This window comes from Aeromonas sp. QDB25 (assembly GCF_027707725.1).
Taxonomy (GTDB): domain Bacteria; phylum Pseudomonadota; class Gammaproteobacteria; order Enterobacterales; family Aeromonadaceae; genus Aeromonas; species Aeromonas caviae.
In genome coordinates, this window is the sequence record NZ_JAPCIZ010000037.1 from 19,551 (window position 1) to 44,187 (window position 24,637).

At 60.6% G+C, this 24,637-nt stretch carries 21 protein-coding genes and 1 pseudogene; 13 read left to right on the plus strand and 9 right to left on the minus strand.

Going from position 1 to position 24,637, the window contains the following annotated elements:
* Positions 1-7: 7 nt before the first annotated feature.
* The 7 genes from PG883_RS13765 to PG883_RS13795 form a co-directional block, all read right to left on the minus strand.
* Positions 8-4,870 carry an NAD-glutamate dehydrogenase gene (locus tag PG883_RS13765; RefSeq protein ID WP_010674766.1) on the minus strand — a complete coding sequence of 1,621 codons (4,863 nt, stop codon included), beginning with the start codon at positions 4,868-4,870 and terminating at the stop codon, positions 8-10.
* 274 nt (positions 4,871-5,144) lie between these two features.
* Positions 5,145-5,366 (minus strand): DUF2835 family protein, encoded by a 222-nt coding sequence (locus PG883_RS13770; protein WP_010674767.1) that lies wholly within the window; start codon positions 5,364-5,366, stop codon positions 5,145-5,147.
* A 67-nt stretch (positions 5,367-5,433) separates the two neighbouring features.
* Positions 5,434-8,058 (minus strand): aminopeptidase N, encoded by a 2,625-nt coding sequence (gene pepN, locus PG883_RS13775; protein ID WP_010674768.1) that lies wholly within the window; start codon positions 8,056-8,058, stop codon positions 5,434-5,436.
* A 129-nt stretch (positions 8,059-8,187) separates the two neighbouring features.
* Positions 8,188-10,203, minus strand: a complete 2,016-nt coding sequence (gene prc, locus PG883_RS13780) for a carboxy terminal-processing peptidase (protein WP_270807322.1) — start codon at positions 10,201-10,203, stop codon at positions 8,188-8,190.
* A gap of 8 nt (positions 10,204-10,211) precedes the next feature.
* Complete coding sequence (proQ, locus tag PG883_RS13785; RefSeq protein ID WP_010674770.1) at positions 10,212-10,856, minus strand: RNA chaperone ProQ; 645 nt, start codon at positions 10,854-10,856, stop codon at positions 10,212-10,214.
* Between the two features lie 101 nt (positions 10,857-10,957).
* Positions 10,958-11,416: a GAF domain-containing protein gene (locus PG883_RS13790; protein ID WP_010674771.1), complete on the minus strand. Its 459-nt coding sequence runs from the start codon at positions 11,414-11,416 to the stop codon at positions 10,958-10,960.
* Positions 11,417-11,524: 108 nt separating this feature from the next.
* Entirely contained in the window at positions 11,525-11,983 is a 459-nt protein-coding gene (locus PG883_RS13795; protein ID WP_270807323.1) for a hypothetical protein, read from the minus strand.
* Between the two features lie 41 nt (positions 11,984-12,024).
* Between PG883_RS13795 and PG883_RS13800 the strand changes: the two genes are divergently transcribed.
* From PG883_RS13800 to ttcA, 12 genes are all read left to right on the plus strand, one after another.
* Complete coding sequence (locus PG883_RS13800) at positions 12,025-12,288, plus strand: hypothetical protein (protein WP_125117269.1); 264 nt, start codon at positions 12,025-12,027, stop codon at positions 12,286-12,288.
* Positions 12,263-13,687: a cytochrome-c oxidase, cbb3-type subunit I gene (ccoN, locus tag PG883_RS13805; protein ID WP_010674773.1), complete on the plus strand. Its 1,425-nt coding sequence runs from the start codon at positions 12,263-12,265 to the stop codon at positions 13,685-13,687. The genes PG883_RS13800 and ccoN overlap by 26 nt, the downstream gene beginning before the upstream one ends.
* Positions 13,688-13,705: 18 nt before the next feature.
* Positions 13,706-14,320 carry a cytochrome-c oxidase, cbb3-type subunit II gene (gene ccoO / locus PG883_RS13810; protein ID WP_010674774.1) on the plus strand — a complete coding sequence of 205 codons (615 nt, stop codon included), beginning with the start codon at positions 13,706-13,708 and terminating at the stop codon, positions 14,318-14,320.
* Between the two features lie 11 nt (positions 14,321-14,331).
* Positions 14,332-14,511, plus strand: a complete 180-nt coding sequence (locus tag PG883_RS13815; RefSeq protein WP_010674775.1) for a CcoQ/FixQ family Cbb3-type cytochrome c oxidase assembly chaperone — start codon at positions 14,332-14,334, stop codon at positions 14,509-14,511.
* Positions 14,511-15,500: a cytochrome-c oxidase, cbb3-type subunit III gene (gene ccoP / locus PG883_RS13820; RefSeq protein ID WP_010674776.1), complete on the plus strand. Its 990-nt coding sequence runs from the start codon at positions 14,511-14,513 to the stop codon at positions 15,498-15,500. Before PG883_RS13815 ends, ccoP begins: the two co-directional genes overlap by 1 nt.
* A gap of 113 nt (positions 15,501-15,613) precedes the next feature.
* Positions 15,614-16,102 carry a FixH family protein gene (locus PG883_RS13825; protein WP_010674777.1) on the plus strand — a complete coding sequence of 163 codons (489 nt, stop codon included), beginning with the start codon at positions 15,614-15,616 and terminating at the stop codon, positions 16,100-16,102.
* A gap of 88 nt (positions 16,103-16,190) precedes the next feature.
* The gene (locus PG883_RS13830) at positions 16,191-18,587 is read left to right on the plus strand and encodes a heavy metal translocating P-type ATPase (RefSeq protein WP_029314548.1); all 2,397 of its coding nucleotides are present in this window, start codon (positions 16,191-16,193) and stop codon (positions 18,585-18,587) included.
* A gap of 82 nt (positions 18,588-18,669) precedes the next feature.
* Positions 18,670-18,876, plus strand: a complete 207-nt coding sequence (ccoS, locus tag PG883_RS13835) for a cbb3-type cytochrome oxidase assembly protein CcoS (protein WP_010674779.1) — start codon at positions 18,670-18,672, stop codon at positions 18,874-18,876.
* Positions 18,860-19,546: a sulfite exporter TauE/SafE family protein gene (locus PG883_RS13840; protein ID WP_010674780.1), complete on the plus strand. Its 687-nt coding sequence runs from the start codon at positions 18,860-18,862 to the stop codon at positions 19,544-19,546. Before ccoS ends, PG883_RS13840 begins: the two co-directional genes overlap by 17 nt.
* 68 nt (positions 19,547-19,614) lie before the next feature.
* Complete coding sequence (locus PG883_RS13845) at positions 19,615-20,370, plus strand: FNR family transcription factor (protein ID WP_010674781.1); 756 nt, start codon at positions 19,615-19,617, stop codon at positions 20,368-20,370.
* Between the two features lie 136 nt (positions 20,371-20,506).
* Positions 20,507-21,454, plus strand: coding sequence for a universal stress protein UspE (gene uspE, locus PG883_RS13850; protein ID WP_010674782.1), 948 nt, complete (start codon positions 20,507-20,509; stop codon positions 21,452-21,454).
* Between the two features lie 67 nt (positions 21,455-21,521).
* Complete coding sequence (gene ttcA / locus PG883_RS13855; RefSeq protein WP_010674783.1) at positions 21,522-22,430, plus strand: tRNA 2-thiocytidine(32) synthetase TtcA; 909 nt, start codon at positions 21,522-21,524, stop codon at positions 22,428-22,430.
* A gap of 71 nt (positions 22,431-22,501) precedes the next feature.
* Here the strand turns inward: ttcA and PG883_RS13860 are convergent, their stop codons facing one another.
* Together PG883_RS13860 and PG883_RS13865 are read right to left on the minus strand one after the other, a co-directional pair.
* Positions 22,502-23,164, minus strand: coding sequence for a DUF2987 domain-containing protein (locus PG883_RS13860; protein ID WP_010674784.1), 663 nt, complete (start codon positions 23,162-23,164; stop codon positions 22,502-22,504).
* 61 nt (positions 23,165-23,225) lie between these two features.
* Positions 23,226-23,981, minus strand: coding sequence for a hypothetical protein (locus PG883_RS13865; protein ID WP_010674785.1), 756 nt, complete (start codon positions 23,979-23,981; stop codon positions 23,226-23,228).
* Between the two features lie 257 nt (positions 23,982-24,238).
* Between PG883_RS13865 and PG883_RS13870 the strand changes: the two are divergent.
* Positions 24,239-24,526: pseudogene (locus PG883_RS13870) on the plus strand (glutathione S-transferase N-terminal domain-containing protein); the annotation flags it as partial.
* Between the last annotated feature and the right edge of the window lie 111 nt (positions 24,527-24,637).

Here is a 24,637-nt window from a genome sequence, read left to right on the forward strand (position 1 = left end):
TTTGGGGTTATGCCGAGGTTCGGCAATTCAACTGGAGCAGGTTCAACTCTCGCAAGGCCACCGAGAACTTGGCGAACTCGTGGGTGCTGGTAGTCTTGAAGTCGGCCAACATATGGGTCCAACGGGACAAGAGCTGCTCATGCTCCGAAATCCAGTCGGCCAGTATGGTAGCGCATTCCCCCTGCTCTTTGCACCCTTCCAGTACCACGGAAGTGAGGCTGCGTTGCTGCCAGTCCAGATCTTCGCGGAAGGAGGCCCGCGCCATCGCCTGCCAGTGGTTGCCCACCGGCTGATGGTTGATCTGCTCGAGGAACCAGTGCAGATCCAGCTTGGCACCGAGACGGTAGTAAACGTTGGCGGCGCGCAGGATGTCGGTCTTGTGCTCCGCGGCGATCTGCGCCAGATCCAGGCAGGAGAACAGGCTGCTCATGTGGGATACCTGACGGGCAATCTGCTCGGGTACCGCTTTGGCCACCAGGGCCGCGACCGCCTGCTGGTGCTCGGCCACTTCGCTCTCGTCCATCACCTCGTAGAGGTGCTCCGCCAGGGTCTCGAAGGCCGGGCGGAAGAAGGCGATGTTCTCGCCGATACTCCAGCTGCGGTTGCGGGCACGCAGGAACCAGCGGGTGGCGCGGCGTACAATGCGGCGGCTGTAGAACATCAGCTCGAGCTGGGTGTTGGCATCCACCTGGTTGTCACACCCTTCGATGTCGCGCCACAGGGTATTGAGGCCGAACACCTCGCGGGCCATGGCGAAGCAGCAGGCCACTTCGGCCACCGAGGCACCGGTCTCGTCCTTCATCCGGCTGGCGAAGTTGAGCCCCATGTCGTTGACCAGCATGTTGGCCACCCGGGTCGCGATGATTTCGCCGCGCAGCGGATGCTGGGCAAGGGCCGCACCGAACTGCTGCTGCAGCTGGGTCGGGAAGCTGGTGACCAGCATGTTGGCCAGGAAGGGCTCGTCGGTCACTTCCGGGCAGTTGAGCTGCTCTTTGAGCACCATCTTGCCGTAGGCCACCAGCACCGCCAGCTCGGGACGGGTCAGCCCCTGCCCCGCCGCCATCCGCTCGGAGAGCTCCTCGTCGGTGGGGAGGAACTCGAGGCCGCGGTCCAGCTTGCCTTCCCGCTCCAGCCCCTGGATGAAGCGCTGCTGCTCTTTGAGCTGCTCGGCGCCACGGAACGCCGTGACCGAGATGGACTGGGACTGGCGATAGGCGTTGGTGATGACCACCTGCGCCACCGCATCCGTCATCTCGTAGAGCATCTGGTTGCGCTGCTTGAGGGTCAGATCCCCGGCGGCCACCAGCTGGTTCAGCAGGATCTTGATGTTCACCTCGTTGTCGGAGCAGTCCACGCCGCCCACGTTGTCGGTGAAGTCGGTGTTGATGCGACCACCCTGGCTCGCGTACTCCACCCGGCCGAGCTGGGTGAAGCCCAGGTTGCCACCCTCGCCCACGATGCGGGCACGCAGATCGCGACCGTTGACTCGCAGCACGTCGTTGCTGCGATCCCCGACGTCGGCGTCGCTCTCGCGGGCACTCTTCACATAAGTGCCGATGCCGCCGTTCCAGAGCAGGTCCACGTTCAGACAGAGCAGGGCCTTGATCAGCTCGTTCGGCGCCATGCTGGCCTTGTCAGTGCCGAGCAGGGTCTGCATCTCGGGGCTCAGCTTGATGGACTTGGCCGAGCGCAGGAAGATGCCGCCCCCCTTGGAGATGAGCTCACGGTTGTAGTCATCCCAGCTCGAGCCCGGCAGCTCGAACAGGCGCTTGCGCTCGACGAAGCTCCTGGCCGCATCCGGGGTCGGGTCGACGAAGATGTGCATGTGGTTGAAGGCGCCCACCAGCTGGATGTGCTCGGAGAGCAGCATGCCGTTGCCGAACACGTCGCCGGCCATGTCCCCAATACCCACGCAGGTGAAGTCGGTGGTCTGGCAGTTGATGCCAATCTCACGGAAGTGGCGCTTGACCGATTCCCAGGCGCCGCGGGCGGTGATGCCCATCTTTTTGTGGTCATAGCCCACCGAGCCGCCGGAGGCAAACGCATCGCCGAGCCAGTGGCCGTATTCGAGGCTTATCTCGTTGGCGATGTCGGAGAAGGTGGCGGTGCCCTTGTCGGCCGCCACTACCAGGTAGTAGTCATCCTCGTCGTGACGCACCACGGATTTTGGCGGGATCACCTCGCCGCCGATGATGTTGTCGGTCACATCGAGCAGGCCGCGGATGAACAGACGGTAGCAGGCCTTGCCCTCCTCCTGGATGACGGCACGGGGGGCGCCTGCCGGCATCTGCTTGCAATAGAAGCCGCCCTTGGCGCCCACCGGCACAATGACGGTGTTCTTCACCTGCTGGGCTTTCACCAGACCCAGCACTTCGGTGCGGAAGTCCTCCTTGCGATCGGACCAGCGCAGGCCGCCACGGGCCACCTTGCCCCAGCGCAGGTGTACCCCTTCCACTCGCGGGGAGTAGACGAAGATCTCGAACTTCGGCAGCGGCAGCGGCATGTCGGTGATGCTGGAGGGGGCCAGCTTGAAGGAGATGTAGGGCTTGATGTTGCCCGCCTTGTCCAGCTGGTAGTAGTTGGTGCGCAGGGTGGCGTCGATCATCTCCACATAGCGGCGAATGATGCGATCGTCATCCAGGTTGGCGACCTGATCCAGCTTGGCGGCGAGCTGCTCATGCAGCTTGGCGGATGCCTTGGCATCTTGCGATGGCACCTTGGCGTCCTGCTTGCCGGCCGGATCCAGACGCTGTTCGAACAGAGTGAACAGCAGCTCTGCGATATCCGGATAACGGGTCAGGGTCTCCTCGATATAGGACTGACTGAAGGAGACGCCGGTCTGGCGCATGTATTTGGCATAGGCCCGCAGCACGGATACCTGACGACCGGTGAGGCCGGCCCCCAGCACCAGACGGTTGAAGCCGTCATCTTCCAGGGTCTTGTTCCAGATGGCGGCGAAGGCCTGCTGGAAGCGCTGCTGGCTCTGCTCCAGATCGAACGGTTGCTCGCCCCGCAGCAGCATGGAGAAATCGAGGATCCAGAACACCTCGCCGGTGGGGGTCCGTACCTGATACGGGGTCTCGCCGATGACGCGCAGTCCCATGTTTTCCAGCATGGGCAGGACGTCGGAGAGGTGGATGGGTTCGCTTCGGTGGAACAGCTTGAGGCGTACCCGGCGATCGTTCTCCTCCTCCTGGGCGCGGTAGAACAGCATGCCAAGCGGCTCGGCCTCGCTCAATCCATCCAGGGCCATGATGTCCGCGACGGCAGAGCCCGGCAGCACATCTTCCTTGTAGGCACGGGGGAAGGCGGTGCTGAAACGGCGGCGCAGCTCGTTACCGCGGGCCTCGCCATAGTGGGAAAGCAGCACGGAATCCAGGCGGTCATCCCAGCTGCGGGCCGCTTCAATCAGGTTGTTCTGTACTTCGTTCACATCCACATCCACGTTGTTGTTGTTGACCCGCACTATGTAGTGGGTCCGTGCCAGCACGCCCTCGGTGAAGTAGACGTTGAACTCCACATCGATGCTGCTGCCAAAATATTTCTGCAAAATCTGCTGGGTCTTGACCCGCAGCGCCGTGTTGTAGCGCTCCTTGGTGACATAGACCATGCAGGAGAAGAAGCGGCCGTAGACGTCGCGGCGCACGAACAGGCGCAGCATGTCCCGCTCCTGCATCTCCAGCACGCCGAGACCGGTGGCCAGCAGCTCCTCTTCACGGGCCTGGATCAGCTCGTCGCGCGGGTAGGTTTCCAGCACGTTCAGCAGCGCCTTGTAGGCATGAGAGCCCGATTCAAAGCCGGAGGCGGCCATGATGCGCTCGAGGCGGTGGCTGATGAGGGGGATCTGGGTCGCACTGGTGTTGTAGATGGAGGAGGCATACAGGCCGATGAAGCGATCCTCTCCCACCACCTTGCCGTGCTCGTCGAAGCGCTTGATGCCGATGTAATCCACATAGGCCGGACGATGCACCCGGGACTTGCTGTTGGACTTGGTGAGGATCAGCAAGTCGGAACTGAGGGCCGCGTGACGGGCGCTGGCGGGCATGGTGCCGAGGCGCTGGCCTTCGTCCTTGATGGAGTTCTTCATCAGCCCCAGGCTGGACTCGGGCTGCGGCAGGATCTCGTGATCCCCCTCCACCGCCTTGACGTCGTAGCGACGATAACCCATCAGGGTGAAGTTGTGGGCGGCCACCCATTTGAGGAAGGCGACGCAGGAGTCCACCTCGGCCTGGCTGACCGGGTTCTTGCGTTTGGGCAGCTCCTCGATGATCTCGTTCAGGCGCGTCAGCATGGGCTGCCAGTCTCCCACCGCCAGGGCCACTTCCCGCGCCACCGAGTTGAGCTCGGCAGTCAGGGCGTCCATCTCCTCTTCACCGGTCAGGTGATCGATTTCGATGAGGAAGGCGGTTTCCACCGAGGTCTGCTCTGCGGTGTTGTCCAGATCCAGGATGGCGCCAATCTTGCCGCCTTCGCCGCGGATCAGGTGCAGCGGCTGGTGCAGCATCATGTGGGCGGTGATATTGAGACGCTTGAGGGCCATGCGGATGGAGTCCACCAGGAAGGGGGAATCCTGCAGGATGATCTCGACGATGGTATGGGGAGACTGCCATCCGTGGCGGGTCAGCTCGGGGTTGTAGACCCGGATATAGGGCTCGATGCCGGTACGGTGGTTGAGGGCATTCCACAGACTGAGGGCGGCGCCATAGAGATCGCTGTCATTGCGGTCATGCAGATCAGTGCTGGCCATGTTGCCGTAGAACTTGGCAACGAAACATTCGACCAGGGAGGCACTGTTTTTCGGCAATTTCTGGTGGATCAGACTGAGAACGTTTTCGAGCAGAACGGAGGTAGGGGCGTCTTTCAATGCCATTGCTAGTTTCCTTATCGGACGACATCACAGACACGGCGACATCCACCCAGGATGCCCACCGGTACAGAGTTGCAGCGAAGTGTAATGGCTTGGATCAAGGAAGGCGAGCAAAGGTGATAACGGGATGTTAAAAACAAGGGACAGATCACGGCTTGGGTTGTGATAAATTTTGCCAAGTTGGCAAAATTCAGAAAATCCCACTGGATGCCGCGCCATTTGCCGGATAGATAGTGACTTAAAGCAGATAATTACCCGGATTGATGTTCAAGTTTTGTTAATTTATGCGTTCCAGGGAAATGAAGCGATGATCGTCCTGGGTTTTCAGTCGAAAGTAGCCGTGAACGCCGCTCTCCGACACAAAACGCCGGATTTTCTCCAATCCCAGCTCCAGGGTCAGACCCTGCTCGGTACGTACCACCAGGCGGTTCACCTGCCCCTGGTACATCAACATGATCTCGTCGCGGCCAAGGGAGAGCCGAAAAGTGTATTGCCTCATGTCACCTCCTGGTCATCCATGAAAAACGGGCAGGAAAGCCAGGCTCCCCTGCCCGCCGTCGCGGCGCTTACTGTGCCAGCGCCTTGCTCACCTTCTCGAACAGATCCCGCGCCAGCCCGTCCAGGTTGGCCAGGCGGGTCAGCTCGGCGCGAACCAGCGCCTTGCGCCCCTCATCGAGCCGCTTGAACTGGATAAGCGGGGTGATGAGGCGGGACGCCACCTGGGGATTGACCTCGTTGAGCTCGATCAAGAGATCGGTCAGGAAGCGATAGCCGCTGCCATCGGCGGCGTGGAACTGCACCTGGTTGTTCATGGCGAAGCTGCCGATGAGCGCCCGCAGCCGGTTCGGGTTGCGGATGCTGAAGGTCGGGTGCGCCATCGCCTGCTTCACGTCATGGAGCACATCCTTGGCCGGCTTGGCCCCCACCAACCGCAGCCAGTTGTCCAGTACCAGGCCATCATGGGCCCATTTGCCTTCGAAGTCGGCCAAGAGCGCGGCGCGGCACGGCAGCAGATGGCTGTTGGCCACCTGGAGCGCCGCCAGGGTGTCGGTCATGTTGTCGGCAGCCTCGTACTGCTCGCGCACCAGGGTATCGGCCTTCGCGGCATCCAGCGCCGCCAGATAACCCAGCACCACACCCTTGAGGGCCCGCTTGGCCATGTCGGCATGGACCACCTGATAAGCCGGCAGACGCAGGCTCTCGTAGCACGCCAGCAGGCGGTCGCCGAAGGCGTGGGCCAATGCGGTCTGGATCCCGTTGCGCACCTGGTGGATGGCGTCGATGTCGGCCACCTCGAACAGCTCGGCCAGGGTCGCCTCCCCCGGCAGGGCCAGGATCTCTGCCTTGAGGGCGGGATCCAGTGCAGCCTCGTCCAGAATGGCGACAAAGGCCGCCAGCAGGGTGTGGGAGAGTTCAACCCCCTGCCCGTGCTGGACCCGGGCCACCCCGTCGATCACCGCCTTGTTGATCAGCATCTGGGCGGCGTCCCAGCGGGCAAACTCGTTGCGGGCATGACGCATCAGGAAGGCCAGGGCCTCGTCGCTGTAGTCATAGTGCAGCTTGACCGGGGCGGAGAAGTCTCGCAGCAGGGAGGGTATCGGTCTGACCGGCACTCGATCGAATTCGAACGTCTGCTGTGCTTCCAGCACGTCCAGCACATTGCCGATGGCCTTGCCCTGGTATTGCAGCGGGATGACGGCACCCTGTGCATCGTAGAGCTCGATGTCGAGGGGGATATGCAGCGGCAGCTTTTGTGGCTGATCCTGGGTCGGCGGCGTGTGCTGGCTCACGTGCAGACGATAGACACCGCTTTCGGCATCGTATTCGTCGGTCACGGTGAGCTCGGGGGTGCCGGACTGGCTGTACCAGCGGCGGAAGCGAGCGAGATCCACCCCGGAGGCATCCTCCATCGCCTGCACGAAGTCGTCGCAGGTGGCAGCAGAGCCGTCGTGACGCTCGAAGTAGAGTCGCATACCCGCCTGGAAGGCGTCCTCCCCCAGCAGGGTGTGCATCATGCGGATCACTTCAGAGCCCTTCTCGTAGACGGTCAGGGTGTAGAAGTTGTTCATCTCGATCACCACATCCGGGCGGATGGGGTGGGCCATGGGGCCGGCATCTTCGGCAAACTGCGGACCGCGCACGGTGCGCACGTTGTTGATGCGGTTGACGCCGCGCGACCCCAGATCGGAGGAGAACTCCTGATCCCGGAACACCGTCAGTCCCTCTTTGAGGCTTAACTGGAACCAGTCGCGGCAGGTGACGCGGTTGCCGGTCCAGTTGTGGAAATATTCGTGGCCGATCACCCGCTCGATGCCGTGGTAGTCCGCATCGGTGGCAGTGGCCGGGTTGGCCAGCACGAACTTGGAGTTGAAGATGTTGAGCCCCTTGTTCTCCATGGCCCCCATGTTGAAGAAGTCCACCGCCACGATCATGTAGATGTCGAGGTCATACTCGAGGCCGAAACGCTGCTCGTCCCAGCGCATGGAGTTGATGAGGCTCTCCATGGCGAAACCGGCGCGGTCCAGGTTGCCCTTGTCCACGAAGATCTCGAGCGCCACCTGGCGGCCGCTTTTGGTAATGAAGTGGTTGCGTTCCACATCGAAGTCCCCCGCCACCAAGGCGAAGAGGTAGCTCGGTTTGGGGAAGGGATCCTGCCACTGCACGAAGTGGCGACCGTCGTCCAGATCGCCGCTCGCGACCTTGTTGCCGTTGGAGAGCAGATAGGGGTACTTGGCCTTGTCGGCGGTGATGCGGGTACTGTAACGGGCCAGGATGTCCGGCCTGTCCATGTAATAGGTGATACGACGAAAGCCCTCGGCCTCGCACTGGGTGCAATAGGCATCGCCGGATTTGTAGAGCCCCTCCAGCGCCGTGTTGGCGGCGGGATCGATGTCGGTGACCACGGTCAGCACGCACTCGGCCGGCAGGTTGAACAGGGTCAGGCTGCTCTCTCCCTGCTCGTATTGCTGATAGGGCACGCCATCCACAATGACGCTGACAAGGTCAAGCCCCTCGCCGTCCAGCACCAGGGGTTCGTTGTGATCGCCGCTGCGACGCAAACGGGAAATGGCGGTGACCCGGGTCAGGGGCTCTTGCAGCTGAAAATCGAGATCCAGGCTGTCACACCAATAGAGGGGAGCCTGGTAATCCTGGCGATATTTGGCCGTCATGGCCTGAGGTTGTTCAGTCATTATTGTGTGCTTCCACGCTTTGTTATTGACGTGTCAGAGGCTGTCACAAGGCTCGGACAGGGTCAAATAGTTTGCATTCAGGCAAAAGAAAGGGCGACCCGAGTCGCCCTTGTCATTTCGTTGCCAGCATCAGCTCTTCTTGCTGAGGGTGGTCAGATCCGCCGTGATGTTGGCCGCTTCCACCTGGTATTCGTCAGGTGCCTCGAAATCGGTCGGCAGTTCATCCAGGCTCTTCACCGTCGGCTTGCCAAGACGGGTCAGCCGCTCATTGGCTCGCGCCAGCGCCTTCTCGTCCTGTTTGGCCTGTTCAGCCAGCCGCTCGGCTTCGTTCAGGGAGACCGACTTCTTGTCCTTGTCCGCCTGATACTCCTTGATGTCCTGCAGCACATAGGCAAATTCCGGATCCTTGGTGATCCGTGCCTCGTGGGCCGCTTTCAGCTTGGGCAGCAGGCTGGAGAAGTCCCCCAGTCGCTCGTAGCTGGCCGAGGCAATCTTGTCCCAGGGCAAGGCGTTGAACTCGCGGCTCTCCCCCGTCTCCCCCGGCGCTACCGCAGTCGGGAAGGCGATATCGGGTGCAACTCCCTTGTTCTGGGTGCTGCCGCCATCGATACGGTAGAACTTGGCGATGGTGTACTGCACGTGACCCAGCGGCTGCTCGTAGAAGTCATAGACCTTGGCGAGGCTGCGATGCTGCTGCACCGTCCCCTTGCCGAACGAGTTTTCGCCGAGGATCAGCGCACGACCATAGTCCTGCATGGCGGCAGCGAAGATCTCGGAGGCCGAGGCGCTGTAGCGGTTGATCATCACCGACATGGGGCCACCGTAGTAGACATTGCCGTCGTCGTCGCCATTGACGGTGATGCGACCCATGTGATCACGGATCTGCACCACGGGGCCGCTGGCAAAGAAGAGACCGCTCAGGGCGGAAGCTTCCGTCAGGGCACCGCCACCGTTGCCGCGCAGATCGACGATGAGGCCGTCGATCTTCTGCTTGTTGAGGCTGGAGATCTCCTTGATCACGTCGTCGTGCAGGTTGACGTAGAAGCTCGGGATCTCGAGCACGCCGATCTTCTTGCCCTCGGCGGTGATCACCTTGGACTTGGCGGCTCTGTCTTCCAGACGCACCTTGTCACGCACCAGCTCCACCAGCTCGGTCTTGGCGGTCGCGCCCTTGCCGCGCTGGATCTCCAGCTTCACCTTGCTGCCCTTGGGCCCCTTGATGAGCTCGACCACGTCGTCAAGACGCCAGCCAATGACATCCACGATCTTACCGTCGTCCTGCCCCACACCGGTGATCTTGTCATCGGGTTTCAGGTGATTGGACTTGGCCGCCGGGCCGCCTGGCACCAGGGAGCGGATGACGGTAAAGTCATCTTCCGCCTGCAGCACGGCCCCAATCCCTTCCAGCGAGAGGTTCATCTCGGTGTTGAACCGATCGGCGCTGCGCGGAGACAGATAGCTGGTGTGCGGTTCGATGGCGCGGGCGAAGGAGTTCATGAAGAGCTGGAACACGTCCTCGCTCTCGGTCTGGGACATCCGCTTGATGGCGTTGTTGTAACGCTTGCCAAGCAGCTCCTTGATCTCGGGCCACTCCTTGCCGCTGAGCTTGAGGCTCAGGGCATCGAACTTGACCCGCTGACGCCACAGCTCGTTGAGCTCGGCTTCATCCTTGGGCCAGGGAGCCCCTTCCCGATCGAAGACGTAATTGTCTTTCTGGGTAAAATCGAAGGGAGTGTCGAGCAGTTTGAGGGCGTATTCGAACCGCTCGTACCGCCGCTGCTGACTCAGGTTGAACATCTCGTAGGCCGGAGCCAGTCGCCCTCGCTCGAGGTCGGTGTCAAAACCGGTACGATATTTCTCAAAACGGCTGATGTCAGAGGCCAGAAACAGGTTGCGGCTGTAGTCCAGATTCTCCAGATACTTGTCAAAGATCACGGAGGAAAAGGCGTCGTCCAGCTTGAACTGTTTGTAGTGGGAGCGGGTAAACAGATTGGCAATTCGCTTGCTGGCCGTAGCATGTTGGCTCTCTTGAGCCAACACAGGCAAATCACTTTCCTTGAGCACCGGCTCGATGGCCTGTGCGAGCCCGGCAAGCGCCAGGCTACAGGCAACGAGTGAAAAACGAATCACGCCATGCTTCAACATTCGTCTCCTTAGAGAACCAGATGCTCGAACTTGACCCGCAACATCATGCCGGTCTGCAATTGAACCTGTACGTCATCCTTGGTCACTTCCTTGATGGTCGCAGGCACAGGGGACTTGCCCAGCACGACGCGCACGCCCTGCTCGACTTTCAGGGTAGCGGCATCCACTTTCACCAGCGGCGCATCGGCGACCGGTGCAGCCTTGGGAGCAGGGGCGGACTTGGGCTTGTCGGAGCGGGGAGCGTCAGCCTTGCGCGGCGCGTTGCGACGCGGCTGCTTGGGCTTGTCTTCCTTCTCCTTGGTGTTGGTGCGGCGGCTGGCAAAGACACGTTCCTTGCTCTCCTTGAGCGCCTGTTTGGCATGCTCGATGTGCTCTTCGGTGAGCAGCTCGCCCGGGTTGCCGTCCAGATCGACACGGGCCTGGCCAGCCTTGAGGCCATGCAGGTAACGCCAGCTGGAGGTGTATTGACGCAGAGCAGAGCGCAGCATGGTCTTGGAGACTCTCTCGTCATCAGCAAGACGCGCGGCCAGATCCTGGAAGATGCCAATCTTGAGTGGCTTGGCCTCTCCTTCAGCGATGAAGCAGGCCGGGAATTTCTCGACCAGGTAGGCGACGATCTCTTTACTGTTCTTCAGCTTTTCAGTGTTTTCCATGTATAACCTTGGCTTTCATATAGACGCACGGGCATGCCCGAACACAACAAAGGCCCCATTATAGAGAGCTTGGGACCTTTTGCGAACCATCTAGCAATGACTTAGAGCATGCTTTCCAAAATTTGCACCGTTTCTTCGAGGCCAATCCGGTCCTGCTCGTCAAAGCGGTTAAAGATTGGACTGTCGATGTCCAGCACCCCGATGATCTCCCCGCCACGGCGCAGCGGGATCACGATTTCCGAGTTGCTGGCACCGTCGCACGCAATGTGCCCCGCGAACTGGTGCACGTCGTCCACCAGCTGGGTCTTGCCCTCGGCAACCGCAGTGCCACAGACGCCGCGCCCGACCGGGATGCGCACACAGGCCGGCTTGCCCTGGAACGGGCCGAGCACCAGGGTCTCGCCCTGCAGCAGGTAGAAACCAACCCAGTTGATGTCAGCCAGTTCCTGATTGAGCAGGGCAGACAGGTTTGCCAGGGTGGCGATCATGTCGGGTTCGCCCTCTAGCAATGCCTGGGCCTGCTGGTTGAGCGTGCGATAAAATGCTTGTTTTTCAATCATGATTAAATGAACTTCACTCTTTGATAATCAATGCAAGGTACCGTCCTGCCTGAAAATTTCAAATCAATTTTCATTTATCCCCCCTCCTGGGGCCCGATGAGAGTCCGTTCAACGTGCCGCGCCCAACGTCAGTTGATGGCGCTGGCCATTGCTCCACTCGATGGTCAAGAGCCAGTCCATCGCCTCTGCCGTACAACTTCCCACCTGGGTCACCCCTCGCCACCCCGCATCGCTGGCTTCAAACAGCACGGGGATGAGCCCCATGAACATCTCCTTGCCCTCGAGCCAGGCCTTGACCGGCGTAATGGCCGGCACACCCCCTTGAAGGCGCAGGACAAAGTCATGTTCAGGGCGGATCGGCAAGCCATCGATGCTGACCGTCAGCGGGCGATCCCCGACGATGAGGCGGCAGGGGCTGTGGGACAGATCACAAATCTGAACATTGGAGCTCTCTACATGGTCGCTTCCTGTGCCTGAAAACCAGGTTCGATAGGCCATCAGGGAGAGCAAAATGACCAGCACCATGGACAGGTGGACGATTTTGCGTGAAGTGAGTCTCTCTTTCATGAAAAAACAGCTCTGTAAGGTACGTAGAAAATGTAATTTTCGTGATCTGGCTCAAGGTAAAAACTGGCGGACATGAGACCCGCTGGAGCCAAATATATCACTGTTTGTACTGTTATTTTACCGGTCATTTCAGTATCATTCTCAATGGATTTTCATTTAACCACCTTTTGCTTTTCCTTTTATTAACAGATGTTAACGAGGGGATTTTGCAAAACCGGGGTGAAAATGGCCCAGGACACCGGGCAACACTAACAACAGCATCGGAAGCGGAATACAACGATGAGCCATACAACAAACCACCCTGAGTACAACTACACCGTTGTGCGCCAGTTCACCGTCATGACGATTGTCTGGGGTATCGTCGGCATGTCGGTGGGTGTATTGATTGCAGCCCAGTTGATCTGGCCTGCCCTCAACTTCGACACCCCCTGGCTGACGTACAGCCGTCTGCGTCCCCTGCATACCAATGCGGTCATCTTCGCATTTGGTTGCAGCGCCCTGATGGCCACCTCCTTCTACGTGGTGCAACGCACCTGTCAGGTCCGGCTGTTTGGTGGTCCCCTCGCCTCCTTCGTGTTCTGGGGCTGGCAGGCGATCATTCTGTCTGCAGCCATCTCGCTGCCGCTGGGGTACACCACCTCCAAAGAGTACGCCGAGCTGGAGTGGCCCATCGACATCGCCATCGCCGTGGTCTGGGTGAGCTATGCCATCGTCTTCTTCGGCACCTTGGTCAAGCGCACCACCTCCCACATCTATGTGGCGAACTGGTTCTTCGGTGCCTTCATCATCACGGTGGCCGTACTGCACATCGTCAACAACATGGAAGTGCCGCTCTCCGGCATGAAGTCCTACTCCATGTACTCCGGTGCCATGGATGCCATGGTGCAGTGGTGGTATGGCCACAACGCAGTGGGCTTCCTGCTGACAGCGGGCTTCCTTGGCATGATGTACTATTTCGTGCCCAAGCAGGCGGGTCGCCCCGTCTACTCCTACCGCCTCTCCATCGTGCACTTCTGGGCGCTGATCTCCCTCTATATCTGGGCCGGTCCGCACCACCTGCACTATACCGCCCTGCCTGACTGGGCCCAGTCGCTGGGCATGGTGATGTCCCTCATCCTGTTCGTGCCCTCCTGGGGCGGCATGATCAACGGCATCATGACCCTCTCGGGTGCCTGGCACAAGCTGCGTTATGACCCCATCCTGCGCTTCCTGATCGTCTCCCTGTCGTTCTACGGCATGTCGACCTTCGAAGGCCCCATGATGGCGATCAAGACCGTCAACGCCCTCTCCCACTACACCGACTGGACTATCGGTCACGTTCACTCCGGTGCCCTGGGCTGGGTTGCCATGGTGTCCATCGGTGCCGTCTACCACCTGATCCCGAACCTGTTCGGGCAGGGGCGCATGTACAGCATCAAGCTCATCAACGTCCACTTCTGGCTGGCCACCGTGGGCACCGTGCTCTATATCGTCGCCATGTGGATTTCCGGTGTGATGCAGGGTCTGATGTGGCGTGCGGTCAACGACGACGGCACCCTGACCTACAGCTTCGTGGAGGCGCTGCAAGCTTCCTATCCCTTCTACTTCGTGCGCTTCCTGGGTGGCTGCTTCTTCGTCACCGGCATGCTGCTGATGGCCTACAACGCCTATCGCACCGTCACTGCGCCCAAGGGTTCTCTGGAACCCGTCGCACAGCCAGCCTGATTTGAAGGGGTTTAAAGCATGAGCAACAACAACCGTCACGAGATTTTTGAAAAAAGCGTCCCCATGCTGGTCATTGGCATCATCTTCGCCATCAGCCTGGGGGGCCTGGTGGAAATCACCCCCCTGTTCTTCCAGAAGCAGACCAACGAGCCGGTGGAGGGCCTCAAGCCCTACACCGCCCTGCAGATGGAAGGACGCGACATCTACATCCGCGAAGGCTGCACCGTCTGCCACAGCCAGATGATCCGCCCGTTCCGCGCCGAGACCGAACGCTACGGCCACTACTCGGTTGCCGGCGAGAGCGTGTGGGAGCACCCCTTCCTATGGGGCTCCAAGCGTACCGGCCCGGATCTGGCCCGGGTCGGCGGCCGCTACTCCGATGACTGGCATCGCGCCCACCTCATCAACCCGCGCGACGTAGTGCCCGAGTCCAACATGCCGGCCTTCCCCTGGCTCGAGACCAATGTGCTGAGCGGCGAGCTGACCGGCAAGAAGCTGGCTCTGTTCCGGGATCACTTCGGCGTGCCCTATACCGATGCCGACATCGCCGGTGCCGGTGAGGCCGTCAAGGGCAAGACCGAGCTGGATGCGCTGATCGCCTATCTGCAATCACTGGGCCATGCCCTGAAATAAGGAGTCGGGATATGGATTACGGCACATTTCGCGGCCTGTACACCCTGCTGCTGATGGTCATCATGATTGGCATCATCGTCTGGGCCTACAGCAAGCGCCGCAAGGCTTCTTTCGACGAGGCCGCCAACCTGGTTTTTGCCGATGACGAGCAACCCAGTGCTGATAACAAGAACGCAGGAGCGAAGCAATAATGAGCACTCTGTTTAGCATTTTTGTGACCGTCATAAGCCTTGGCACCATTCTCGGCTGCTTCCTGCTGCTGGCCTGGTGCATGAAGGACAAGATGGGGGCCGAAGAGGGCAAACCCATGGGTCACACCTTCGACGGCATCGAGGAGATCAACAATCCCCTGCCGAAGTGGTGGTCCTATATGTTCCTCTTCTTCATCGTCACCGGGCTCATCTACCTGCTCGCCTTCCCGGGCCTTGGCAACTTCAAGGGTCTGCTGGGCTGGCAGAGCTCCAACCAGGATGTACGTTCCCTGGCCGAGTCCAAGGCAGCGGCGGCTTCCGCCAAGGCCGAAGGACGCGCGGTGGAATACGATCGGGAACTTGCCAAGGCCGACGAGATCTACGGCGCCAAGTTCCGCGAGCTGACCTATCAGGCTGACGGCAAGAGCTACAAGGAGATCACCGAGATCGCCAAGGATCCGGAAGCCCTGAAGGTGGGTCAGCGCCTGTTCCTGCAAAACTGTTCCCAGTGTCATGGCTCCGATGCCCGCGGTGGCCGCGGTTTCCCGAACCTGACCGACAGCGAATGGCAGTGGGGCGGCGCACCCGACCAGATCAAGACCACCATCATGGGCGGTCGTCAGGGGATCATGGCCGCTTGGGGCGAGATCCTGGGTCAGGACGGGGTGAAGGAGGTGGCCTCCTATGTGCTGAGCCTCTCCGGTCGCAAGGTTGATCTGGTGGAAGCCAAGAAAGGGGAAGCACGCTTTGCCATGTGCGCCGCCTGCCACGGCCCGGATGCCAAGGGCGGCATCGCCTTCGGCGCCCCCGACTTGACCAACAACATCTGGCTCTATGGCGGCTCCCGTCAGGTGGTCGAACAGACCATCACCCACGGTCGTCACGGCGTGATGCCGGCCTGGAAGGACATTCTGGGGGAAGACAAGGTACATCTGCTCGCCTCCTACGTTTACAGCTTGTCCCACAACGATCGGCAAAATCAGCAGTAACATGTGATAAGCACGTGATTAATCAGCAAAAAGCCTCGACTCTTCGAGGCTTTTTGTTATCTTGTGTTGGCTGAATTACCGCCATTTCGTTAACCATTTGTTTCGGTAGCATCATGACCCAACCCTGGTATCGCCAATTCTGGCCCTGGTTCATCATCGCCCTCCCCTGCGCCGCCGTGGTAGGCAGCATCGCCACCGCCATCATTGCCAGCAAGGATGGGGTCAACCTGGTAGCGGAGGACTACTACAAGCAGGGCAAGGAGATTAATCAGGATCTCAGCAAGTTCGATCGCGCCGAGGCGCTCGGCATCCGTATCGCCCTCAATGTCAGCGACAAGGAGCTGACGTTAAATCCACTGTCCGGGGATTTCCCCCTCGGGCAGGCACTGCACCTCTCCCTGTTTCATCCCACGTTGGCGGGCCTGGACAGCGAACATCTGCTGACGGCCGATGGCAAGGGAGTCTATCGCCTGATGCTGGACAAGCCCCTCACCGGCAAGTGGCACGTGCGGGTCGATGCCTTCAACCATGAATGGCGCCTCCAGGAGACGGCACAACTGCCGACTCAGGCAGCGATTGAGCTCGATCCCAAGGGACGTTGAATCACGAAGGCAGGGTGATCGGCACGCCGGTCAGCCACCCTTCTCCCCGACCCGGCCTGCTGGGCTGCATCAAAGAGGGATGATCACCATGACCGGCTGTTTTCACTGTGGTGAACCGGTTCCCACTGGCAGTAACTTTACTCTCGAGATCAAAGGCATCGTTCAGCCGATGTGTTGCCCTGGCTGTCAGGCCGTGGCACAGACCATTCTCGAATGCGGCCTCGCCAGTTATTACGAACACCGCACCGCTCCCGGCATCAAGGGGGAACTGGTGCCCGAAGAGCTCGCCGCCCTCACCCACTACGATCTGGCGGAGGTGCAGCAGGAGTTCGTCACCGACACCGGTACGGGTCGCGAAACTACGCGCGAGATCCAACTGACGGTGGAAGGTTTGACCTGCGCCGCCTGTGCCTGGCTCATCGAGCGGCACCTGATGACCCTGCGCGGTCTGCGTTACATCAACGTCAATACCACCACCCATCGCGCCCGCATCAAGTGGGATCCGGCCCAGCTCTCTTTGAGCGACATTCTCAAGGGCTTTGCCAGGGTCGGCTATCGCGCCTATCCCTTCCAGACTCATCAGCAGGAAGCGCTCTACGCCAAAGAGGTGCGCAGCTACATGTTCCGCATGGCGCTGGCCGGCCTTGGCTCCATGCAGGTGATGATGTGCGCCGTAGCACTCTACATGGACCTCTTCATCAGCGTGGAAGAGGAGTTCATGATCTACTTCAAGTGGATAAGCCTTCTGCTCTCCACCCCCATCATGATCTACTCGGCCCAGCCTTTTTACGTGGGGGCATGGCGCAGCCTGAAGCAGGGGCACCTCTCCATGGATGTTTCGGTGTCGCTGGCACTGATCGGCGCCTTCGTCGCCTCCATCTGGGCCACGGTCTTCAACACGGGTGAGGTCTATTACGACTCCATCACCATGTTCGTCTTTTTCCTGCTGTTGGGCCGTCTGCTGGAACTGCGAGCGAGGCGCAAGGCGTCGGAGTCGAGCTCCAACCTGGCGCGCCTGGTACCCATCATGGCAACCCGCATCGATGATGACGGCGAACACGAGGTGGCCGCCAAGACGCTGCGAGTCGGAGACAGGGTGCGGGTACTCGCGGGGGCCACCCTGCCGGCAGACGGCATCGTCACCCTGGGCCAGGCCAGCCTCAACGAATCCATGCTGACTGGCGAACAGTTGCCTCTGCTCAAACAGGCCGGAGATCCCGTCTATGCAGGCACCATCAACACCGATGCCCCCCTGGAGATCCGGGTCAGCCATTCCATTGAAGAGTCGCGCCTGGCCCAGATCATGCGCCTGCAGGATCATGCTCTGGACGACAAGCCCGCCATCGCCCAGCTGGCGGACGTGCTGTCGCGCCACTTTATCCTGGTGCTCCTGATCATTGCGGCCGGGGTCTGGACCTTCTGGCATTTTCATGAGCCCGAGCGGGCCTTCTGGGTCACCCTGGCGGTGCTGGTGGCGACCTGCCCCTGCGCCCTCTCGCTGGCCACCCCGACCGCACTGACCTCGGCCACTGCCAACCTGACCCGCAGCGGCATCCTACTGCGCCGCGGCCACGTGCTGGACATTCTGACCCGGGCCAACCGCATCGTGATGGACAAGACGGGGACCCTGACCACGGGCAACATCAGCCTGGTGAGCACCCAGCCCCTCGGCGAGCTCGACGCAGCCCGCTGCCTCGCCCTCGCCCAGGCCCTGGAGACCTATTCCGAGCATCCCATCGCCCGTGCGTTTCGAAGCAAACCACTGGCGGACGGGGTGCCGCTCGCCGCCAGCGACGTCACCCCCGTCATCGGCCACGGCGTGCAGGGAGTAATTGAGGGCAAGCATTACCGCATCGGCAGTGCACGCTGGCTCGAACTGGCGCAAGAAGAGAATGCCGCTCAAGGGCTGACCATCTATCTGGCCGATGAACACGGACTGCTGGCCCGTTTCATCCTGGCCGACACGCTGCGCCCCGATGCCGGTGCACTGATCCAGGCCTTCAAGGAGGCAGGCCTGCAAACCACCATTCTCACCGGCGACGGTTCGGACCAGGCGGACATGCTGGCCCGCGAGCTGGGGGTCGATGAGCTGGTAAAAGGGGTCACCCCGGACGGCAAGCTGGCCTATCTCAAGGCCCGGGAAGCGGCCGGGGATATCAGCATCATGGTGGGAGATGGCATCAACGACGCCCCTGTGCTGGCCGGCGCCCACGCGTCCTTTGCCATGGCGGGGGGCACGGATCTGGCCAAGAACAGTGCCGACGCCATCCTGCTGGCCGACGATCTCTCCCGTCTGCTGGCCGCCCGGGCCCTGGCCCTGCGAACTCGCAAGATCATCAAGGAGAACTTTGCCTGGTCCATCGGCTACAACCTGCTTGTGCTGCCGCTGGCTGCAAGTGGCTGGCTCCCCCCTTATCTGGCGGCTGCTGGCATGTCCCTGAGCTCCCTCATCGTGGTCACCAACTCCATGCGGCTCAACCGGTGAGCAGCCATCTGGCATCCTCCCGGGTGGCGGCACCTCTTGCCTCGCCGGGTTATCATCCCCCTTTCACCACAGGGTCCACGCCATGAACATTATCTTCGTCCTCATCCCCATCGCCATCCTGTTCGTTGTCATTGCCGGCGCCGTCTTCTTCTGGGCCATCCGCTCCGAGCAGTTCGAGGATCTCGACAGGCAGGGCTCCAACATCCTGTTTGACGAGGAGCAGCGCCCCTTGCCCCCCTCTGAACAACAAGCAGAACAGGAAAACGGGCCCCATGACCAGCAGCCTTGACCTCATGGGCGCCCTGCTGGTCGGGCTTGCCGGTGCCGGCCACTGTATCGGCATGTGTGGCGGCGTGTCCGCAGCGCTCTCCATGGCCATACCTGCCGAGAAGCAGCATTTTTGGGGCAGGCTCGGTTATCTGCTCAACTACAACCTGGGGCGCATCCTGAGCTATGTGCTGGCGGGCGCGCTGGTGGGCGGCTTGCTCGCCACCACCACGGAGATAGGCGCTGGCAAACACGCCCTGGCAGGGCTTCGCCTCATCGCCGCCCTGCTGATGATAGCGCTCGGCCTCTACTTGGCTGGCTGGTGGCATGGCGTCTTGCTGCTCGAGCGCATCGGTGCGAAGTTCTGGCCTCTCATCAAGCCGCTGGCAGGCAGGTTTCTCCCGTTTACATCAGCCAGGCAGGCCCTCCCCTTTGGCATGATATGGGGCTGGCTCCCTTGCGGCCTAGTCTACTCCATGCTGACCTGGAGCGCTGCCGCAGGCTCCGCGAGTGGCGGGGCACTCATCATGCTCTTTTTCGGCCTCGGCACCCTGCCGACCCTGTTTGCGCTAGGGGGGCTGGCAGACCGATTGCGCTACTGGCTCACCCTGCGCAGCCTGCGCCTTGGGGGCGCCTTGCTGCTTATTGCCTACGGGATCCACACCCTCTGGATCGGGATGGCGTCCTTTTGAAACCCTATCCAAAACGGATGAGATGGTGGTAAACTTGTTTGATATAAATCAATTATTCATTTGAGCCTATGATCCCGGACAAGAAACCTGGCAGACGTATTCAGAGCGGTGGCTGTGCAATTCATTGCCAGGATTGCAGCATCAGCCAGCTCTGCATCCCCTTCACCCTGAACGATAACGAGCTCGATCAGCTCGACAGCATCATCGAGCGCAAAAAGCCGTTCCAGAAGGGTGAAGAGTTGTTCAAGGCCGGCGATGAGCTCAAGTCGCTCTATGCCATACGTTCCGGGACCATCAAGTCATACACCATCACCGAACAGGGTGACGAACAGATCACCGCCTTCCACCTCGCCGGTGATCTGGTCGGTTTCGACGCCATCCACAAGCAGGCCCACCCCTCCTTCGCCCAGGCGCTGGAAACCGCCATGGTGTGCGAAATACCGTTCGATGTGCTCGACGACCTCTCTGGCAAGATGCCCAAACTGCGCCAGCAGATCATGCGGCTGATGAGCAACGAGATCATGGGCGACCAGGAGATGATACTGCTGCTCTCCAAAAAGAACGCCGAAGAGCGCCTCGCTGCCTTCCTGCACAATCTCTCGGTTCGTTTCTCCGAGCGCGGCTTCTCCGCCAAGGAGTTCCGCCTCTCCATGACCCGTGGAGACATCGGCAACTACCTCGGTCTCACCGTCGAGACCATCAGCCGCCTGCTGGGCCGTTTCCAGAAATCCGGTCTCATCAGCGTCAAAGGCAAATACATTACTGTACTGGACAACGTTGCCTTGGGCGTCATGGCCGGAGCCACTCGTCCTCCCTGCGGTTAATCCCCGTTTATTCCCTTTTTTGCCGGATCGGATCACCCTGAAATTTGATCCGGCACACCTTCCCGTCTCCCCCCTTGGACTAAGCTGTAATAGCTAAAGAGTTGCCATCATTGGCCTTTTTACCAAGGAGGAGAACATGGTCAAGTACCGAAACATTCTGGTGGTGATCAATCCCGAGGAGGAGCGCCAGATCGCGCTCGAGCGCGCGGTCAAGGTCGCCGAGCTGGATGAGGGCGCCCAGCTGACCCTGCTCCTGACGATTTACGACTTCTCTTACGAGATGACCGCCATGCTCTCGGCAGACGAGCGGGAAGAGATGCGCCATGGTGTCATCGCCCAGCGTCGGGAGTGGCTCGACGAGATCCTCACTCCCTATCGGGCCAGAGGACTGGAATGCGAAGTGAAAGTGCTCTGGCACAACCGTCCCTTCGAGTGCGTCATTCAGGAAGTGCTGGAACAGCGTCACGATCTGGTCGTCAAGGCGACTCACAAGCACTCCTTCCTGCAAACCTTCATCTTCACCCCCACCGACTGGCACCTGCTGCGCAAATGCCCCTGTCCGGTTCTGCTGGTAAAAGAAGGGCACTGGCAACGGGGGGGCAACCTGATTGCCGCCATCAACTGCTCGAGCGATGACAAGGAGCAGAAGGTGCTCAACGAGCGGATCACCCGCGAGGGGATCGCCATCGCCGAGCTGCTTGGTGCCAGTCTCTATCTGGTCAACACCTACCCGGGCACCCCGGTCAATGTCGCCATCGAACTGCCAGAGTTCGATCCCAACGCCTACAACGATGCCATTCGCAAACACCATGAAGATCTGCTGCGGGAGCATGCCGATCAGTTCGGCATCAACCACATGTGGACCAAGGTGGCGGAAGGCTTGCCGGAGGAGGTGCTGCCGGACATGGCGGACGATCTGAATGCCACCCTGATGATCATGGGATGCGTCGGCCGTACCGGCCTCTCTGCCGCCCTGCTTGGCAACACCGCCGAGCACGTGGTGGACAGGCTCAACTGCGACATTCTCATCCTCAAACCCGACGATTACAGCAGCCCTGTGGATGACAGGCGTCATCCTGCATAAGCGTTTCTTGCCCTCCCCCGGGACATGGCTATAATAAGCCGCTTATTTTTGTCCCGGGTTTGAGGCCATGCTAGAAGAGCTTAACGCCAAAGAGAAATACAGTTTCAACAAGCTGCAGAAACGCCTGCGGCGCAACGTGGGCCAGGCCATCGCCGACTTCAACATGATTGAAGAGGGTGACAAGATCATGGTCTGCCTGTCTGGCGGCAAGGACAGCTTTGCCATGCTCGACATCCTGATGAGCCTGAAGGCCAGCGCCCCCATCCATTTCGATCTGGTGGCCGTCAACCTGGATCAGAAGCAACCCGGCTTCCCCGAGCACGTGCTGCCCGAATACCTGAGCACCCTCGGCATCGACTTCAAGATCGTGGAAGAAGATACCTACTCCATCGTCAAGGAGAAGGTACCGGAGGGCAAGACCACCTGCGCGCTCTGCTCCCGCCTGCGCCGCGGCATTCTGTATCGCACCGCCCAGGAGCTGGGTTGCACCAAGATCGCCCTTGGCCATCACCGTGACGACATCCTCGAGACTCTGTTCCTCAACATGTTCTACGGTGGCAAGCTCAAATCCATGCCCCCCAAGCTGGTGAGCGACGATGGCAAGAACGTGGTGATCCGCCCCCTGGCCTACTGCAAGGAGAAAGATCTGGTGCGCTATGCCGAGGTCAAGGCCTTCCCCATCATCCCCTGCAACCTGTGCGGCTCCCAGGAGAACCTGCAGCGCCAGGCCATCAAACAGATGATGCAGGAGTGGGATCGCCGCTTCCCGGGTCGTCTCGAAACCATGTTCACCGCCATTCAGGACGTGATCCCGAGCCACCTGCTCGATCACCAGCTGTTTGACTTCAAGAGCATCAACCGCGACTCCGGCATCATCGACGGTGGCGACAAGGCATTTGATCCGCCCGAGCTGCCCAAGGCGCCGCTGCTGGACATCGACGAGATGGACATGCTGGACGTGATTGAGGTGCGCTAAGCCCCGTCACCCACAAAAAAGGAGCGCCAGGCGCTCCTTTTTTCATTCTGGCAATCTGCGGACTCGGGTCGCTACCCCTTGTGCAGCCAGGGGGTCAGACGCAGGATCTCCCCTTGCAGTTGCAGCTTGCCCTGGGCAAACCCCTTCAGCTGCGCATTGCTGAGCAGCAGTTGCCCCTGCTGCCAGGAGACGGCCTCCTGACGGGCACCCTCCACAAGGTAGGCTGTGCCTGCGGGCGCCACCATGGAGATCCGCACCCCTTCCATCTTGGGCAGGAAATACTGGCCGACCATGCCGGCCATCTTGTCGAGCAATCGCTGCATCTGCTGCTGGCGCGAGACAAGCTCGGCCAGCGGCACCTCGGGTGTGGCGGGGGCGTCGGCCATCACCTGTACCGACAGATCGCAGGCGGCATGGGCCTCGGTGAGCCCCACCACCACGATCGCCTTGTCGAGGTTGAGATCTTCGTCATAGGGCAGACGCAGTTCGCCATCCACCGTGACCTCGGCGGGCACATCCCTGTCCGGGGTCGAGACCCGGGCCGAGGTGAGCCCGCAGCGCCGACCGTTCTGTTGACTGGCCAGATAAAAGCCCAGTCTGGCGTGGCCGAACTCCCCCTTGGCGAAGGTCTTCATCTGGCTGTAGAAGGTGCCGTAGTCGAGTTCAAGGGACGGCTCAGCCTGTCCCAGCATGGGTACCAGCAGGAGCGCCGCCATCCCGTATCGCTTGTTCATATGCCATCCTTTTGCATCACGCTCCGGGCGGGTCGACACCGGCTGACCCCCTGGTATCCCGTTATGCGTTGAAATGATCCGGGCCCTGCCCGCCGTTGCCACTGGCAACCTCGGTCACTTCGACTGCCACCCCACACAGATCCCGGTAGAGAATGCCCTTGCAGTTGAAGTAGAGCGGCGCCACCCAGATAAGTCCCAGCCCCATGGGGATGAGCGCCAGGAAGAAGAGTGCCAGCATGACCCCGTGCAGCAGCACTATGCTGGGCCATCCCCGGGCAAAGAGCTTGAGGGATACCAGAATGGCCTGAGCCGGGGAAAGACCGCGCTCCAGCACCAGAGGTACGGTAAACACCAGCCCCATGCCCACCAGGGCGGAAGGGATGAAGGCCAGCATCACCGGCACGCCCAGCAGCTCGAACAGGGGGCCAAACAGGCTGGTGATGAGGCTGCCGAGCAGACTCAGGCTGCCCAGGCGCAGGAAGTGGCGGAAGAAGTCGAATACCTGGCTCGGCCGGGCGCGCACCCCCACCGACTGCTGCAACCCCAGCATGTCGAGGGAGGAGGTCATGGGTGACATGATCACCGTGACCAGCAGGCTCAGGATCAGGGCCATATCCATACCCCCCCCTTCACGGGCGACATAGGGTGTCAGCAAGGTATTGCTCAGCAGGATCCAGATTGCCATGACCCCGGCGATGGCCAGCGCCAATCCGAAACCGGTACGACGAGTCTGTTGCCACCCCTCTTTCAACACCCCTTGCAGGTCCAGACGATATCCCTGGCTGAGGGACTGTTCGAGGGTTCCACCGATCCGCATTCTATTACTCAATTGACTGTCCAACATTCACTGACGACTGATCCAAGGTGGCACATTATAGCGGTTTGAACCGGCATGCGTAGCCGTTTTTCCTGTTATCTTCCGTTCAGAAAGCCATTGATACCAAAGGCCTTGCAGCCCTTCTTGATGAAGTTCCCCTCACCCTTGGCCCCTCTGTCCAACGGGGGTAGGATAATGGCGCGCGCTGGCGGACGAGATGTCCACTGGCTCTTCTCTCTCACACAAGGAAAACGGTCATGTCCGAACTGACGCTCTATCTTGCCCCTGGTACCTGTGCCATGGCGGTGCGCATCGCTCTGGTGGAGGCCGGTGCCCCTCACCTTGTCAAGCGCCTGGATCTGGCCGCTGGTGAACAGCGCAGCCCCGACTACCTCGCCATCAATCCCAAGGGGCGAGTCCCGGCACTGGTGACGGAGCATGGCGTGCTGACCGAAACACCGGCTCTGCTGCTCTACGTGGCCCAGCGTTTTCCTAACGCCGGGCTGGCCCCATTGGATGACCCCTTCCTCCTGGCCAGGATACAGGGGGAGCCCGCAGAATTCGGAAAAAATCGTACGCTAAGGTTTTCCGGGCATCCGTAAGGGCCGAAACTTCCCGTCTTCCAGTCTGCGGCTCTGCCGCCAGACGTAATCGCC